The 14,649-nt window shown below is 63.3% G+C and carries 13 protein-coding genes; 12 read left to right on the top strand and 1 reads right to left on the bottom strand.

All coding sequences use genetic code 11. The features are described 5' to 3' along the window. Positions 1 to 154: 154 nt before the first annotated feature. From ACN19L_RS24005 to ACN19L_RS23955, 11 genes are all read left to right on the top strand, one after another. On the top strand, positions 155 to 823 hold the full coding sequence (locus tag ACN19L_RS24005) for a hypothetical protein (RefSeq protein ID WP_426491403.1): 669 nt from the start codon (positions 155 to 157) through the stop codon (positions 821 to 823). Positions 824 to 952: 129 nt separating this feature from the next. After that, a complete protein-coding gene (locus ACN19L_RS24000) occupies positions 953 to 1,333 on the top strand; it encodes a DUF4134 domain-containing protein (RefSeq protein ID WP_073288146.1) in 381 nt (126 codons plus the stop codon). 9 nt (positions 1,334 to 1,342) lie between these two features. After that, positions 1,343 to 1,672 (top strand): hypothetical protein, encoded by a 330-nt coding sequence (locus tag ACN19L_RS23995; RefSeq protein WP_149072702.1) that lies wholly within the window; start codon positions 1,343 to 1,345, stop codon positions 1,670 to 1,672. After that, a complete protein-coding gene (locus tag ACN19L_RS23990; RefSeq protein ID WP_426491402.1) occupies positions 1,641 to 4,256 on the top strand; it encodes a type IV secretion system protein VirB4 in 2,616 nt (871 codons plus the stop codon). The genes ACN19L_RS23995 and ACN19L_RS23990 overlap by 32 nt, the downstream gene beginning before the upstream one ends. Then, positions 4,253 to 5,368: a hypothetical protein gene (locus ACN19L_RS23985; protein WP_426491401.1), complete on the top strand. Its 1,116-nt coding sequence runs from the start codon at positions 4,253 to 4,255 to the stop codon at positions 5,366 to 5,368. Before ACN19L_RS23990 ends, ACN19L_RS23985 begins: the two co-directional genes overlap by 4 nt. 18 nt (positions 5,369 to 5,386) lie before the next feature. Further along, positions 5,387 to 6,013 (top strand): hypothetical protein, encoded by a 627-nt coding sequence (locus ACN19L_RS23980; RefSeq protein ID WP_426491400.1) that lies wholly within the window; start codon positions 5,387 to 5,389, stop codon positions 6,011 to 6,013. Positions 6,014 to 6,077: 64 nt separating this feature from the next. Then, on the top strand, positions 6,078 to 6,842 hold the full coding sequence (locus ACN19L_RS23975; RefSeq protein WP_426491399.1) for a conjugal transfer protein TraK: 765 nt from the start codon (positions 6,078 to 6,080) through the stop codon (positions 6,840 to 6,842). Between the two features lie 29 nt (positions 6,843 to 6,871). Continuing rightward, entirely contained in the window at positions 6,872 to 7,774 is a 903-nt protein-coding gene (locus ACN19L_RS23970; RefSeq protein WP_426491398.1) for a DUF4138 domain-containing protein, read from the top strand. A 10-nt stretch (positions 7,775 to 7,784) separates the two neighbouring features. Next, the gene (traM, locus tag ACN19L_RS23965) at positions 7,785 to 9,203 is read left to right on the top strand and encodes a conjugative transposon protein TraM (protein WP_426491397.1); all 1,419 of its coding nucleotides are present in this window, start codon (positions 7,785 to 7,787) and stop codon (positions 9,201 to 9,203) included. Between the two features lie 22 nt (positions 9,204 to 9,225). After that, positions 9,226 to 10,113 carry a hypothetical protein gene (locus ACN19L_RS23960; RefSeq protein ID WP_426491396.1) on the top strand — a complete coding sequence of 296 codons (888 nt, stop codon included), beginning with the start codon at positions 9,226 to 9,228 and terminating at the stop codon, positions 10,111 to 10,113. A gap of 233 nt (positions 10,114 to 10,346) precedes the next feature. Next, complete coding sequence (locus ACN19L_RS23955; protein ID WP_426491395.1) at positions 10,347 to 10,658, top strand: conjugal transfer protein TraO; 312 nt, start codon at positions 10,347 to 10,349, stop codon at positions 10,656 to 10,658. A gap of 141 nt (positions 10,659 to 10,799) precedes the next feature. Here the strand turns inward: ACN19L_RS23955 and ACN19L_RS23950 are convergent, their stop codons facing one another. Beyond that, positions 10,800 to 13,865: a Tn3 family transposase gene (locus ACN19L_RS23950; protein WP_426491394.1), complete on the bottom strand. Its 3,066-nt coding sequence runs from the start codon at positions 13,863 to 13,865 to the stop codon at positions 10,800 to 10,802. Positions 13,866 to 14,015: 150 nt separating this feature from the next. Between ACN19L_RS23950 and ACN19L_RS23945 the strand changes: the two genes are divergently transcribed. Further along, positions 14,016 to 14,627 carry a recombinase family protein gene (locus tag ACN19L_RS23945; RefSeq protein ID WP_426491393.1) on the top strand — a complete coding sequence of 204 codons (612 nt, stop codon included), beginning with the start codon at positions 14,016 to 14,018 and terminating at the stop codon, positions 14,625 to 14,627. Positions 14,628 to 14,649: the final 22 nt, after the last annotated feature.

Genomic DNA, 14,649 nt, shown 5'->3' with positions numbered 1-14,649 from the left:
GTAGCAGCTCAACAGCAGTTGGCTCGGCCTAAACGCGGTTGCCCATCCCTAACGAAGAAACTTATCAGAAGTTTTACAGAATATTAAAAGAATCATTTTAGAAATCTTTCAGAACTCTTTCAGAACACAAGCCGTAAGCAGGGCTCATATGAAAATGGCCTTTATCGTTGTGTTCACCTTGTTTTTACTGTTTGCCCTGTCCGGCTTGGCCTGGCGGCGCATCAAGAGTAAGAGCAAGCCGGCTGACCTCGTGGCCAAGAGCAACCACCACTCGGTGTGGTCTTTTCATTATGGCCCCGCAACTATTCTACCTTCCCGGGAGGTAGTCGCGCCAAGTCCGCCGCCGGCTACCGGCAATGCGCTGGCCCGGCTCATGCCCGACGAGGACCAGCGGGTACAGCAAGAGCAGGCCCGGGCCGCAGCGGCAGCTGACAGCGAAGCGACCAAGAACCGCACCGCTGAACAGGCGCAACAGCCAGACACGCCGGGGCTGGCTTCCGGCAAAGATGCCGCAGCGGCCCCGCTGCAGTCCTCGCGCCACGCGCCCGGCGCAAAGGTGAATGTGCTGGATATACTCGGCACTGATAGGCCTGCGCCCACAGTAGCACCGGCCACAGCCGAAGCGGCGACAGTTGCCGACAGCGAACCGGCCGAGCCAGAAGCGGCCAGGGAAGCCACCGTGCCCCAGGCCATCTACAGCAACCCGCTCACGGAAGCCACGCGCACCAAGAATGATGAGGCCAACCGCAAAGCCGCCGCAGAGCTGAGAAAAGCAACCGGGCGGCCCTCCGCAACGGCACCGATAGCCAGAAAGCCGCCCTGACCGCCCTCATCAAGGAAGGCTCCGCCTAGCCATGCATCCCTCCGGCACTACACCTTATTTCCGCGCTCTTTCTGCCCTGCTTTTCGGGCGATAAGCGCCCTGCTTCCTTCCCCTTTTTTTCTTACTCCTATGCTCAACAAACCCCTCAATCTGGCGGCAAACCTGGTGGTAGCCGGCAAAGCCTACCAACCTTCCAAGCTGGAGCAGCGCGGCTACGCGCTGCTGACGGTGCTGGCCCTCTCCACCGGCGCGGCGCGGGCGCAAAGCGCCGAAGCGGCCCTCACCCAGGTCAAGGAAAAGGTGATTGGCATCGTGCAGGTCATCTTCGCAATCATCCTGATTATCGGCCTGATTCGGGTGGTAATGAAGTTTATCCAGGGCTCACCCGACGCGCTGGGCTCCTTAGGCTGGCTGGTGGGCGGGGTGCTGCTTTGGTTCGGCTTCCAGCTCTTCAAGGACGATTTGGTCAGCGCCGTGGGTGGCAGCGACGGGGGTGGTATCACCGACTAGGCCGCTGCTATGCGTTCCTACAAATCCATTGAGCGCCCCGCGCAGGTGCTGGGCATGAACCTGCAGGACCTGGGGCTGCTGGTGGGCCTGTTCATCGGCTCCGTGCTGCTGCTGGGCTTCCTGGGCATGGCCGTCAAGATTCCGCGCATGGTCTATCTGGTGGTCATCCTCACGGAAGTGGGCCTGATTCTGAGCCTGCGCTACCTCACCCGCACGCAAGCTCCCGGCTTCCTGATGGGCTGGCTCTCCTACACCTTCATCCAGCCCCGCCGCCTGGCGGTGGGCTCCCTTCCCATTCCCACTCTTCATGGCAAAAAAACCAAAAACGGCCGCGTTTGACGCCGTGATGCCCGTGCACAGCTTCGAGGGCGACAAGGTGGTCTTCAAAGATGGTCGCGTCGCGGTGGGCTTCGCTATTGAGCCGGCCGAGATGGAAAGCTGGACGGTGGATGACTACGAGGCCTTCCAGACCGCGCTGGTGGGCGTGCTGCGGCCCCTGCCCGTGGGCACCATTGCGCAGAAAACCGACATCTACTACGACCGGCCCTACCGCGAGGATAAAACCCAGCAGACCTACTTCGAGGGCAAGATGAACAAGCACTTCTTCGAGCGGCTGGTGCTGTTTCAGAAGTCCTACCTATTTCTCTCCTTCGCCCCGGTGGCCGTGAAAGCGCCCCGCACCAACGCCGTGAATGCCTTGGTGGCCCGCGCCGGCGAAGCGCTGATGAAAAACCCCTTCGCGCAACTCGTTCAGACCCTCGAATTGGCCGAGGCCAGCGCCGTAGAATTCGTGCAGGGCATCAAGAACCTGGGCGGCGTTGCGTTTGAGCGCCTCGGCGGGAGGGAGATGCACCAGCTTTACCTGCAGTATTTCAACCTCAGCTTTGATGGCCAGCCTACCCGGCAGGAGCGTGAGATTGGCAACGACATGGGCGCGCTCAGCGTGGGCGAGCACCGGGTAAACATTCTCTCGATGGTGGGTCAGGGCAGCGAGGCCCACCCGGCGGTGAAGAACAGCTACGGCGTCACCGCGCCCATGCTCTACCCGCTCACCCACGTCCTGCAGTGCCCGCACATTCTGACGCAGGCGCTGCTGGTTCAGGATACCCGCGCCGAGCTTAGCTCGCTGGATACCGACCGCAAGCTCAATGCCTCGCTCTCGTTTCTCTCCACGCAGGACAATGCGCTGCGGGCGGCGGAGGTTGAGGAATTTACCGCCGAGGTGCGGGCCGAAAACAAGCAGATTGTGGGCCTGCACCTCTCCCTGCTACTGTGGGATACCAACGACACCAGCCGCCGGGAAAACGTGGAGCGGGCCACGGCCGCCTTTCGATACATGTTCGGTACCGAGAGCGTGGTGGAAAGCTACCTGGCCCTGCCCGTGTTCTTCGGCCTGCTGCCCGGCAACGCCTACCAAGTGCCGGACCGCTGGCTGACCTGCTCGTCGGACCGGGGCGCGTGCTACACCCACTGGACGGCCACCTACAAAACCGACCCGGTGGGCGAGTACCTCACCGACAGGTTCCGCAATCTGGTGCAGGTAAACCTCTTCAACACGGCCCTGGACAATCAGAACGCCATTGTCATCGGCCCTTCTGGCTCGGGCAAGAGCTACACCTTCGGCAACCTGATTGTGCAGCGCTTCGAGAAGGGTGCCCGGCAAATCATCATGGACGTGGGCGGCACCTACCGCAACGTGCTGCAGTCGCTCAACGGCGAGGACTTCGATAACACCTACTTCGAGTACGACCCGCAGCGGCCCATCGAGTTCAACCCCTTTGTGGTGCCCCGCGACGCTTCGGGCAAGTGGCTCTACAACGACGAGAAAACCAACTTCCACCTGGCCCTGCTCGCCGCCCTGTGGAAGGGCGGCAAGGATACCGGGCTGGACAAGTCGGAGCGCACCATCCTATCGCGCTTTCTGATTGAGTACTACGCCTGCCTGAACGAAAGTGACCGTCTGAACCAGAAGGACGAGGAGTTTCCCGGCATGGAAAGCTTCTACCGCTTCGTGGAGCAGTTCGACCACGAGATGCAGAAGCCCGTGGCCGTGCCCGGCGACGGGGTGGAGCCCGACCCGCTGGACGGGGCCCGCCGGCAGTACCAGAAAAACCTGAAGTACATCGACATGCACCAGTTCTTCCTGGTGCTGGGCCAGTACATCACCGGCGGCCGCTACGAGCGGGTGCTCAACGCCAAGCGCGACGTGGACTTGTCGGAGTACCGGCTCATCTGCTTTGACTTGGCCAAGGTGCAAGCCGACCCCGACCTCTACCCGGTGGTGGCCATGCTCATCACCGAGCTAAGCCTGGACCTGTTCCGCAAGTTTCCCGACGACATCAAGTACATCGCCCTGGACGAGGCCTGGACCATGCTCTCGGGCGTGCTCTCGGAGTTCATCGAGTCGATGTACCGCACCATCCGCAAAACCAACGGCTCGGTCACCATCATCACCCAGGGCATCACCGAGATTACCAGCAGCAAAATCGGGCCGGCCATCATCAACAACTCGGCCACCAAGATTATCCTGCGCCACGTCAACCCCGACTCGCTGGCCCAGCTGCAGGCCCCGCTGGGCCTGACCGGCCACGAGATGGATTTGATTAAGTCGGTGCGCTCCACCGAGGCGCTGCGCGAGATATTCATCAAGCAGGGCGCGAAGGGCAAGATATTCGGGGTGGAGGCCTCGCCGCAGCTCGACGCCATCCTGACCTCCAAGCCCGTGGAGCGCAACTACCTCAACAAGCTGGTCAAGTTCTATCAGCAGACCAACCTGAAGCCGGTGCTCGACCGAAACGGCCGGCCGAAGCTGGACGCCGAGGGCAACACGCAATACGAGCCCGTGAAGGTGCAGCGGCTGGACTACGCCGTTGACCAGTTTGTGGAGGATAAACAGGCCCGCAAGGGCGTCCTGGCCCAATGAGCAGCCTGTACCTAATGGTCGCCTACGGGGCCGACCCGGGCTTTCTGAGCGCCTGCGACCAGACCCTGCAAATCGTGCTGCGCGCCTGCCGCTACATCACGCCCACCTTCATGCTCATTGCCCTGCTCTACACCATCGGGCGCGGCTTTATCTCGGGCAACGGGCTGGCCATGGACTGGGGCCCCATCATCAAGGCAGTATGGATATTCTTCCTGCTCTTCTTCTATAAGGAGCTGATTGACACGCTTAGCTCGGGCATTGCCGGGTTCACCCGCATGTTTGCCACCCCAGACGGCTCCACGGCCGCTTCGGCACTGGGCGCGACCATCAGCACCTCGGAAACGCTCTCGCAGAAAACGGTGGTGGAGCAAGGGGCGCAGGAAATAGCCAACCTGCTCAAAACCATCACCTCGTTCAGCCTGACCAACATTCTGCTGCAGCTGGTGACCGGGGAAGTGGTGCTGCTGATTCGGCAAATCATGCAGTTCATCCAGCAGTTCATTCTGGGATTCCTGTTCGTGTGCGGCCCCATTTCCCTGTGCCTGTCGGTGGTGCCGGCCTTTGGCCAGCTGGCCATCAAGTGGCTGCAGAACTTCCTGGCCGTGCAGTTCTGGGGGCTCTCGTTCGCCCTACTGGATTTGCTCTACACCTTCTACACGGCTTCCAACACCACGTTTGGCGGGGTTTTCTCCGCCCCGGTGGCGGCGGAGTCGGATACCCGCCAGCTGATTGTCTCGGTGGCTTTCATCATGCTCTACCTCATGGTGCCTTACCTGACGAGCCTGTTTATCGGCTCCTCGGCCGCGCAAGGGTTCGTGGGCTCCGTGGTGGGCATGGCCACTTCGGCGGCAGCGGCGGCGGCCGGTGTTTCGGCTGGCATGGCCGGCGGCGGCCACGGCGTGTCCGGGGCCATCGGCCGGGCCATGAGCAGCAGCAGCTCCTCGGGCGGGGGCAGCTCCGGCGGGGGCAATAGTGGGGGTGGCGGCTCAGCCGACCCTAGCCCGGCCCCAAGCGGCGGCAGCTCGGCCTCGGCGGGCCTGCCCTCCATTACCATGTCCGATGCCCTCAATCCTTCCTACCGGCAACGGCCTTCCGGGCTGTGGACGGCCTAACCAATCCCCTCCTTTCCGATGAACTATCCCACCCGCTACCTGGCCCTGCTGACCCTGGGCCTGGCCACTGCCTGTCAATCCAAAGAAGAAAAAGCCAACGCGGCCCTCGCCGACGCGCTAGAAGCGCAAGCGGAAAGCCCCGCTGAGCAGGCCCGTATGGCGGCGCAAAAAGCGGCTTACGCGCTGCCCCCGGCCCGGCCGGCCTCGGCGGTTGACGTGCGGGCCGGCGTGGAGCAGCTGCTGCCGGCCGAAGGCTACCTGGAGCTGGTGTCGGTGAAGGGGCAGGCCCTGCAGCCCATCACGCTCGGCCTGCCCCCTATGTGGCGCATCGGGGTGAAGCCGGGCTACCCCAAAGTAGGCCCCGGCTACAAGATTCCGTTCGAGGCGGTGCTGCGCTGGAAGCCCACGGGCTACGTGGAGACCAAGCCCAAATCGGCCTTGCTGGTGCTGCAGACGCCAAAAGACTCGCTGATGCGCTTCTACATCTCGGAGATGAGCGTGGGCAGCAAGGTCGTGCAGGTGCGGCCCGGGGAGCCCATCACGGTGCAGGGGGTGCTCTACACCTACCTCGACCGGGATAATGCGCAGCGGCTGCTGGTGTACCCCTACCAAGAAAAGCAAGTGTATCTGCCCCTGGCCAACTAAGGGCAGTGGGGAAGAAAGCCCCGGCCTTAAAAACCTCCTCTCGTTGACTTAATCAGCCTTTTTAATGGACTCCGCCAAAAACCTAAGTACCTCATTCTCCACCATGCGCAACCTGGCGATGGGGAGCGTCCTGGCCCTGCTGCTCGTGTCGCTGGCGGCGGGCTTTCTGGTGTACCGCGCCTACGAGAACAGCGGCCGGCGCGTGTACGTGGTAGGCCAAACCGGCTCGGTGGCCGCCCTCTCCGCGCCCAGCACCGAAACCCACACGCCCTATGAGGCCCGCAACCTGGTGCGCAACTTCATGCAGACCATGTTCGGCCACGACCAATACACCTACAAAACCAATCTGGACGCGGCCCTGCCCCTGATTGAGGGCCGCGGCGGCCGGCGCATCTACGACGGCTTCACGCGGGGCCAGGTGCTGCAGAACTACGAGCGGTACGCCGCCCGCAACGTGGTAACAGTCGACAGCGTGAGCATCGACATGAACCACCGCCCCTGGTCGGGCCGGGTGTATATCAAGCAGCGCATCTTCATCGGGGGTGAGCAGAAAGAGCCCCTGCCGCTGGCTGCCAAGTTCAACCTGACGGAAACCAACCGCTCCGATGCCAACCCCTACGGGATGCTCATCACCAACTTCGACTACATCCCCTACAACCCGCAGGTGTCGCGGGAGGAGATACAGGCACTGAAGGAGCAGGAAGCCGACCGGCAGCGGGCCCTGCTGGAAGCCCAGCGCAGCGCCGGGGCCCTGGCTCCGGCAGCCGGCGACGCGCCCGCCCCGGCAGCAACTCCGGTTACACCCGCCGCCCCCGCAGCGGGCAACTAATCCTATCCTTTCTCCAAGCGCATCGCACTATGTTTTCCAAGCTTTTGCTGGCCTTGAGCCTGCCCCTGCTGCTGGCGTCGGCCACGTCAGCCCAATCCTCCACGGCCGTGCTGCGGCCCGCCGCGGCACCACCGGCGGCCCCGGCGCTGCTGGACGTGGCCGTGTCCGACAGCTCCACTACTTACCTCGTTTTCGGCGGCCCCGTGTCGCTGGTCGACGTGGGCATGGCCAACAACTACCTGGTGAAGATTGAAGCTAACGCCGTGTTCGTGCGCGCCCGCCGCAAGTCCGCGCCGCCCACGCCCATCCTCATCCGCTACGGCTCCAAGTACTGGATGGGCCGCCTCGTGTACGTGAACCGGCCGGTGCTGCAGCTCTACGACTTTCAGAAAGACGGTGCGCTGAGCGTGAGCGGCGGCAGCAGCGAGGGCACGGCGGCCGGCGCGGCCCCGGAGAATGAGTTAGCCCTAGACAAGGAGCGGGAGAAGAAAGCGGCCGTGGAGGGCAAGCTCAGCCAGCTGCGCAAAACGCGGGAAGAGCACCAGGCCGTGGCCGTCGTCGACAACGACCTAGTACTGTCGCTGGCCAACGTGCGCAACGACAAGGATTTTACCTACCTGCGCTTCAAGGTCATCAACCACTCGGCCATTGACTACAACGTCGATTTCACCGACTTCCAGCTGGTGGAAAACGCCCATAAGAAGTTTCTGGCCCGCAAGAAGAACGAAGCGCGCCGGCCGCTGGCTCCCTCGGGCGGCTTAGCCAACCAAGTGGTTACGGGCCGCACCACCGGCTATCTAACCTATGCTATTCCGCTCTACGCGGCCACCGACCGGGGCTACCTGGAAGTGACCCTGCGAGAGCTGAACGGGGCGCGGGTTCTGGTGCTGCCAGTGCCTTCGCGGGTCATCAATCGAGCCTCTACCATCTAACGCCGCTGCTATGGAACCCGCAAATCCCCACACCCAACCCCCAGCCATGGGCTCCGCGCCGCACGACGACGCGGAGCACTTCGGCCCGCAGCGGCCTGCCCCCGCCGGCCAGCCCAAGGCCACGCCGCTGGAAACGCTGCGCAACAACTGGCTACTCCTGACCGGCCTGCTGGTGCTGCTGGTCGGCATGGGCCTGTTTCTCTGGCTGCGCTCCGCCACTCAGGCCGCGCAGCAGAAGAAGGAAGTCGTAGCGGCAGCCTCGGAAAACATCGAGCCCGAGATTAAGGCGGCCCCCACGGCGGCGGCAGAGCCAGTGTCGCCCTCCGCGCAGATAGAGCAGCAGCGCCGGCTGGAGCAGGAAGCCCAAAGCACGCCCACCCGCCTCAATACCGACGAGGTCGCGGAAGCCTTCGTGGCCGATACGATGGGGCAGGCCCAGCGGCGGAAGCAGCGGGCGGCGGCCCTCACGGCGGCAGCGCGCCGCCGGCAGGAGGAAGCCCGCCTCGCCGCGGCCGACGTGGACACCATTGAAGCCACGGTGCAGGACCCCGCAACGGGCTCGTACCATGCCCAGACGCTGGTGGTGCCCCGGCGGCGGCCGGGCCAGGTAGCCGGCAGCGTTGCCCGCCAGACCAGCTCCGGCGCGGCGCGCAGGGCGCGGGCCGCGCTGCTGCCGGCGACCGACACCGACGGCACCCCGTTTGAAACCGACCCGGACGTGCTGGCCATGCTGAGCACATCTCCGCCCGAAACCCGCGCCGCCTACGAGCGCATAACCGGCAAGCGCTACCGCGACCCCAGGGCCGTCGCGCAGACGTTGGCCAGCCGCACCAGCGCGCCCGGTATGGATGGCTTTAATACTGTCAAGGCCGCGGGCTCCGCTCGGATGATGGCCCAGAGCAGCCAGGTGGAGCTGGTGCCCGACGTCTTTTTCAAGTGCGTCATCAACGGCGAGCAAAAGGTGCGAACCGGCTCCGTGGTGCTGCTGCGGCTGCAGGAAGACGCCGTGGTGTCGGGCGTGACCTTCCCAAAGAATACCGTCTTCGCCGCCGTTGCCACCGTGGGTACCAACAATGTGATGCTGGAAGTCAACCGCCTCGGGCCCAACCGGGTCGCGGCCAGCATCTACGACTACAACTACATGCCCGGCATCATGATTGACCCCGTGAAGCGGGTAGCCAAAGATGCCAGCCTCGCTGGCCAGGACCTGCAGCAGCAGTCCATGCAGGAGGTCAGCACCGCCATTGACCGCTCCGCCTCGGCGGCCAACTCGGTGGTGGGCGTGGGCGGACGCGTGGCCATGGGCGTGCTCAGTCGGCCCAAAACCCGCACCAAGCTGCGGGACGTGCTGCTGCCCGACGGCTACCCCATCCTGATTACTACGGCTGCCGCCGGCCAAATGGGGTCGGCTACGGCGTCGGGACGCTAATCCTTTCATCAATTCTACGACAATGAAAAAGACTCTTTTTCCGGCCCTGGCGGCCGTTGCGCTGCTGCTGGCCCCGGCCGGTCAGGCCTGGGCGCAGATGGTGGTGAATGACCCGCTGCACATGGGTGTGCAGATTGGCGAGTTTGCCAAGCGCCTGCAGCAGTGGTCCTCCACGGTGCAGAATTACCAGGTAGTAAAGGACGCCCGTCAGATTGCCGGCGTTACGAAGGACATCACCAGCGAGGTTCGCAGCCTCACCCAGGAGGGGCTCGACCTGCAGAAGCAGGTGCAGGCTGATCTGCGGAAGGTGCAGAGCATTCAGGACTTGCGGCTCTCCAACCCGCAGGAGCTGTTTGCGCGGGCCCTGGCCATGTCCGGCCGCAGCCAGACCAACCAGATGATGCCCGTCTACGCCAAGGCCCAGCGCCTGCGCCAAGCCCTGCAGCTGACCAACCCCGTGCAAGACGTGAATACGATGTACGACGTGTTCTCGCGCTTCGGCACCAGCTCGGCCGACCCCAACGGCAACATGACCAGCGACCAGTACCAAGCCAAGCGCGAGGAATCCACGGTTTCCCTGTTTGCAGCCGAAGAGATGATGGCCAAGCGCAAGCTGGCCATGGCGGTGAACTACTACAAGATTGCCGACGAGATGACCGCGCAAAGCGTGGAAATGCAGGCCACGCTGAAGAATCCGGGCCGCTACGCCATGACGGAAGGGGAGCGGATAGCTGCCCTGAACTCCTCGAACGACAACCTGATTAAGGCTATGCAGCTGCGCGAGCAGGGCGACCGGCTGTTCATGGAAGCCTCGCAGTCCGGCCCTGCCCACCAGGCCGCCGAAGCAGTGTACGCTTCGACCCTCAGCCGGAACGCTCTGATTAAAATGGACCGTGCACGGCCGCGCTAGCATCTTATGAAAAAGCTCCTGTTAGTGGTGCTCCTGCTCGCGGGGGTCGGCATTCTGCCGGCCTCCGCCCAGCGGCACGTCAAGCACCTGGCCTCTTGGGGGGCACACCTCGGCCGCTCCGAAACCGGCAACTACTATGAGTTGAGCTATATGCCCATGCTCACCAACCACCTGGCCCTGCGCCTGAGCGGGGCTATGAGCACGGCACCCTTACTACTCGCGGCGAATACTCGGTGTATCAGGGCCGGGTTCTGCTCTCGCCCCAGCTATTCCGCCTCGGGGAGGTGGCCTACGTGCATCTGCTGGTGGGGGCTGGCGCGGGCTACGAGTGGACCAACCAGAACGGCACTGGGGAGATGATGACCGGTGCGAAAGAGCCGCAGCGCTTCACTTACGGCCCCCAGATAGGAGCCGAAGCGGATTTCTTCCTCGGCAACCGGCTCTCGCTCGTGGCCACGGGCACCAAAGGCTACCTGTTCAATAATCCGTTGGTCGACCAGTGGCCAGGCTTGGCCAGCGTTGGCCTGCGGTATCACTTTCGCTAATCACTCCTTCTAACCTATGAAACAACTTGCCTATCTACTGCTGAGCTGCGCGGCTCTGGTCACTAGCTGCTCGAAAGACAACGATGCCACGCCCTCCGGCCCGAAAGAGTATCGGCCTTGGTTAAAAGTTTGGTCCAAAAATTACATAGTGGGCGAGTCCATGTGCCAATCAGTCGTCAGCCAGGCCTGCACATCAAACTGAAGGGCATCCGTTAAGGCCTCATCGGAGAAATCGAACTCCCCTTGCAGGTTGAGGTGCTGCCAGCTCACGGGGGAGGTGCGGGCAATAGCATCGGCCACGGCCTGACGCTCGGCAACCGGCGTCTGAAACAGCTGCTGGTTCAGGTACAGGCAGTTCCAGCAGACGATCACGTTCTGTACCAACCGCTTGCAGGCGTCGGCCAGCTGATGCTCCTCTTTGCCGGCGTAGCGCAACTGGCCGCTTTGCCCATAAAAGACAGCCCGGGCGAAATGGTGCGCGCTTTCGAGCTTGTCCAACTGGTCGTCGATGCGTTTGCGCAGGTCCTGGTCGTCCATGTAGCGCAGCAAAAACTCCGTGCGCACGGCCCGGCCCAGTTCGCGCAGGGCTACATACAGGGGATGCTGGTGCGCGTAGGAATTGAGGCGCTTGAGCACAGTGGAGGCCGTTACGTGCTTGAGCTTCAGACTCACCACCAGGCGCAGCATCGTCTCCCAGTGGGCCTCGATAAGGTGCCGGTCCAGCGGCTTGCCCAGGCGCAGGCCGACTGCTGCAACGTCGGGGGCGCCCATGCCGGCGAACAGGTACAGCAGTTGCTCCTGGAAGGACTGGATGCGGGGGGCAAACTCGATGCCTAACAGGGCCGTCAGGGCGAAATTGACCTCCGTAAACCCATGCGTGTCGGTGGAGTGCAGCGCGGACTCGACCACCTCGTTGTGCAGCAGGCCATCGACCATGTACGGGGCCTCCCGCTCCGCCGAGCTGAAGGCGGCGGAATGGAACAGGCGGTGACGGTCATCAATGAAGCTGTAGAAGACGAGCCCCTTTTCCTGCCCGAAGTACTTGTAGGAGTAATTGGCGTGGATCGAGTCCACCGCCACGTAGTATTTCTGGCCATCCGATGCCGTGTGCACTGGCTGGTCGGGAACCCGCCGGAACAAGCGGCTGACCGGCAGCTTGCCCGTCAGGGCAATCACCGCGTCATTGGCTCGGCGCACGTTTTCCAGCGCAAAATACCAGTTGACCGTATTCTCCAGCGTGGCCTGCGCCACGTGTTTGGTGGCATGGGCCATGCGCGTCAAGCCCAGATTGCAGCCGTAGGCCATCACGCCCGCAAAGAACACCCGGTCGGCGGGACGGGGCGGGCGATGCCGCGGGTTCCAGTGCTCGAGGCAGTCGGTAAAGCGGCACTGCTGGTTGACCGTATGCAGCACTTCGTGCAAGGCAATCTGCCCTGGCCCCGGAAACAGCGGCCGGCTCCCGGCGGGCGCGTCTTCGGCCGCACGGGCCGGGGTCAGAAAATACGGCCGGCCACCGGCCCGCTGCCGCACGCCGGGATTTGTGCCGGCCGTCAAGCGGTCCAGGGTACGGGTGATGCTGGTAGCTAATCGGTCCTGGAGCGCGTCCAGCCACGGCCCGGCAGCAGCCAAGTGCGAGAGGCTGGCCTGAAACAGCCAGTGGTCCCGCTGTGCGGCCCACGCCGCCGCGTCGAGCAGATAGGCCTCGAAGGGACGGTAGCTGAGCGACTGCACCAGGTTGAGTTTGCCAGCTTTTAAGTGGTCCGCCACGTGCCCGGCCAATAGAGCCTTGTAGAGCGATACAGGACTCTCCGCCTGCTGCAAGGCCGCCCGCTCAGCGGCTTTGAGGAACGCCGTTGGGGGGTGGTTACCCAGCTGTCCGTCGCGCATCCGATAGTGGACCAACGCCTGGGCCAACGGGCTGTCGGAAGGGCCTTCATAGGCTACCGTACGCAAAATATCGCCGAGCCGGCGCTGTAGTGCCCGGGAACGCTCCTCAATGACGCGGAAATACGGGTCATAGCCGCCTCCACTCGTGCGCCGCAACTGCTGGGCGGCCAAGCGCAACTGCCCAAACGCCGCTACGGACGGGGTATGCAACCAGGCCAGCAGCGCGGCTACCTTGTCCGCATTGGTTCGATCAAAGGCAAACGCCATCCGCTCCAGTTCCTGGAGGGCGGCACCGTGCGTGACAACCCCGTCGAGCACCTGCTGCAGCTGCGCGGCCGTATCTTGTTGCTGGCGGTAGACCCGCTGCTGGGTGTCGCGTTGGGCGGCGTTGCGGTGAGTCTGCACGGCCTGCAGCAGGGTGTCGGTGAGCAGGTCGCCCACCTGATAGTATTGATACACCACGAAACAGAGCACCATCAGGTATTTCTTCTCCGCTTGCTGCTGCACCTGGAAGACCTGGGCCCGCTCGACGTAGCGGGCATAGTAGCGGACCAGTTCGTCCGACAGCGCCAATGCCTGCACGACGGGCTGTACCTGCTTAAATAAGGATTGCAGCACGGCATAGTCCTGCACATTCGCACGGATGGCCGCCGGGCGCATCAGCTCCAGGCTGCGCTTGAGCGTGGTGAGGCGGTACGGCCGGTGCGCATGGGCCGGCTCATCGTCGGCGGTGGTGAACAAAGCGTCCAATCGCTGCCGCAACGTCGGCGTCAGCAACAGGGCCAACTGGGCCGTGACCTGCTGGTCAACGGCGCGAAAGGCATCGGTGACCACCCCGGCCAGGGCCGCGTAAGTGGGCACTTCCCACCGGTGGGACCGCAGATAATCGGCTACGGTGCGGAAGACGGCGGCCGGGTTGGGCTGCTGACGGGCGAAATGGATGGCTTGCTGCTGCACCAAGACCAGCACGTCAGCAAAGGGGCGCACCCCGAAGTGGTGCAAGAGCACAGGCCGGTGGCGGAAGCTGGCTACGTTTTCGTACCGGCTCCAGTCCACGGCCCCCAACTGGAACCGCTGCTGGACGTAGGCCCGGTCGGCGGCCATGAACTGCTCCACGGGAAAAAACCGGCCGGCGGCCTTAAAATAGCCGAGCTGCAGAATGAAGCCGCCGCGCATGTGGGGTGCCGTCATGGGTTGGAGCACAGCCGCGGTCCATTCAGGCAGGGCAAAAAATAACTCGCGTTGCAGCGGCGTAAACGGGGGCGGGGCGTCGAACGCCCGGCGCTGAGCCGTGTCGAGCAAGGGTAGGGTACGGGCCATCGGGTGTCTCGCGAAACGGACGTTTTACCGAGGCATCTGTCCCGGCCGGTTCGTTGCGCGCCAACCTACCCAAAAATTGTCTCATTTCCTGTTCTCACGAATCAATAACTCACTATCTTCGGCCTCGTTGACTTTGTGAGAATAATCCGCATGATGTACGGCTACGCCCGAGTGAGCACCCCCGACCAGCAGGTGTATTTGCAGACCGATGCGCTGCGAGCGTACGGCTGCGCTGAAGTAGTAGAGGAAAAAGTCTCTTCCGGGAAAGAGCGCCCGGCTTTGCAGCGGCTGCTGACGCAACTGCGCGCGAGTGATACGCTGGTGGTGTGGAAACTTGACCGGCTGGGCCGTTCCTTGAAAGAGTTGGTGACACTGGTGACCGGGTTTCAGGCAAAGGGCGTACAGTTTGTCAGCTTGCACGACCACCTGGATACCACTACCGCCCAGGGACGCCTGATGTTCAACCTGTTTGCTTCCTTGGCCGAGTTTGAACGGGATATTATCCGCGAGCGAACCACGGCCGGGCTGACGGCCGCCCGTGCCCGGGGTCGTCAAGGCGGCCGACCGAAAGGCCTGTCGAAACAAGCGCTGGCCAAGGCGCAGGCCGCCAAGACGCTGTATCTCCAGCAAGACAAAACCGTGGCCGAAATCGGGCAACTGCTCGGCGTTGGCCGGGCAACCATTTACCGGTACTTAGCCCACTTAGGCGTTCCTACGGGCAGCCAGGCCATTGTTGGCGCACCATCCTCCCCGGTGGTTTGAGGGCCGTAATTGCATTGTTCTC

Source organism: Hymenobacter sp. 102, assembly GCF_049949205.1.
In the GTDB taxonomy this organism is placed as follows: Bacteria; Bacteroidota; Bacteroidia; order Cytophagales; family Hymenobacteraceae; genus Hymenobacter.
This window is presented reverse-complemented; position numbering and strand designations above follow the sequence as displayed.